Genomic DNA, 1,976 nt, shown 5'->3' with positions numbered 1-1,976 from the left:
CGTGAGTTTGACAGCAAAACCGAAAAGTTGAATCCATAAGATCCTTTGAAAGTAAGCCTTGCGGCTACTTTTTTTGTCAAATTTTTATTCTTTTTACTGTACATCTATGCAAATCTATGTTATAATAGAAGGGATCAAAGTGTGGGGGGTGAAGGTGTGTATCTGAAAAAAGACAAGCGGCCCAATGGCAGGGTGTATTTGTCCATTGTTAAAAGCTACCGTGATCCTGTCACAAAGAGGGGCAAGCAGAAGGCTGTTAAAGGCCTGGGATTTTATGATGAACTCATCCATGTGTATGATGATCCCATCGCACATTTCTCAGAAGTGGCTAAGCAGATGACTGAAGAGGAAATGACCGACCGACAGGTTGTCTTAACTCTTGACTTGGAGGAACGACTGGATCCTGGAGCGAGTGATTTGAAAAACATTGGGTTTCTCGCTTTGAGCAAAATCTACCATGAACTGGGCATGGATACCTTTTTCATCCATCGGGAACGGGGATTAAAAAATAAGCTGCCTCTGAACAACATCATGAAGCTGCTGGTGTATGAACGGATTTTAAATCCTTGTTCAAAGCTTGCGGCCTATGAAAACAGGCATCGTTACTTTGAAAACTTTGATTTTCCCCTTGAGGCTGTTTACAGGTCACTGCCGGTTTTTTCCAAGCACAGGGAAAAGCTGTTGTTGGCGTTGCATGAGAATATTTCCATGCTGTATGGCAGGGACACGTCCAATGTGTTTTACGATGTGACCAACTACTACTTTCATCGGGATCAGGAAACAGAGATGATCCGAAAAGGGATGGGAAAAGACAGGAAGGGCAAGCCCATCATTCAGATGGGACTTTTACTGGACAAGGCAGGGATTCCCATCACGTACCGTTTGTTCCAGGGCAACATGCCTGACTTTGATACGCTGCTGCCGGTTCTGTCGGAGTTAAAACAGCACTACAACCTCCAGCGGGTCATTGTGGTGGCGGATAAGGGACTTAATTCTGGCACGAACAAAGCCTACAACCTCATTAAAGGTGATGGGTATATTTTTTCCCGTTCGGTCCGGGGGACTAAGGCTTCCAAGGAAGTCAAAGCTTATGTCCTGGATGAACGGGGGTATCGATGGGTGGGTGATGAGTACAAAATCAAGTCCAGGGTCTACCCCACGGAGATTACTGTCAAGGATGAACAGGATAAACCTGTCAAGGTGATGATTGACGAAAAGCACATTGTCTTCTACTCAGAAAAATATGCCCGAAGAACGAAACATAAACGAGATGAAGCCATTTCAAAAGCCCTTGGTCTCATTAACAGCCCTTCCAGGTATGCTAAAGCGGAAAACTATGGGGCCATGAAATATATCATTGGCATGAACCTCGATAAAAAGACGGGTGAGTTGACTCAGGCAAACCAAAACATCATTCCGAAACTGGATGAAGCGCTGATCCGGGAGGAAGAAAAGTATGATGGATATTACTCCATCGTGACAAGTGAACTGGACATGCCGGAGGATGAAGTCATTGAAAAGTACAAAGGTCTTTGGAAGATCGAGGAAACATTCAAAATCTCCAAAACCCAGTTGGAAACGAGGCCTGCCTATGTGTGGTCTGAGGGTGGCATAGAAGGCCATTTCCTAACCTGTTTTTTGTCCCTGTTACTACTCCGGATCCTTGAGATGAAAACCCATGGAAAATATTCTATCGAAAAGATCATCGATGCGCTGACTCAATCCAACGTGGCTTATCTTTCCATGAACTACTATAAAGCCCTGTATTACAGTGATGTGCTTAAGTGGACGGATGCTTGCATCGGTACACAGTTGGATCAAAAGTACCTGACTTTGGAAGAAATCAAGCACATGGTCTCTGAGACAAAAGAAAAGGTGTAGTCGTACATCCGGCCGAAAAAAAGAAAAGCCCCAAATCCTTTGTTATTGAAGGGTTTCAGGGCTTTTTTTATGCATTTTTCTGTCAAACTCAAGAT

At 44.1% G+C, this 1,976-nt stretch carries 1 protein-coding gene; it reads left to right on the top strand.

Annotated elements, in window-relative coordinates:
• Positions 1–156 precede the first annotated feature (156 nt).
• Entirely contained in the window at positions 157–1,881 is a 1,725-nt protein-coding gene (locus QOL74_RS18305) for an IS1634 family transposase (protein ID WP_283410950.1), read from the top strand.
• The last annotated feature ends 95 nt before the right edge of the window (positions 1,882–1,976 follow it).

Origin of the sequence: Anoxynatronum buryatiense, assembly GCF_900182905.1 — a bacterium.
Taxonomy (GTDB): domain Bacteria; phylum Bacillota; class Clostridia; order Peptostreptococcales; family Tindalliaceae; genus Anoxynatronum; species Anoxynatronum buryatiense.
The sequence above is the reverse complement of the archived record's forward strand: the minus strand, read 5'-3'. Positions and strand labels throughout refer to the sequence as shown.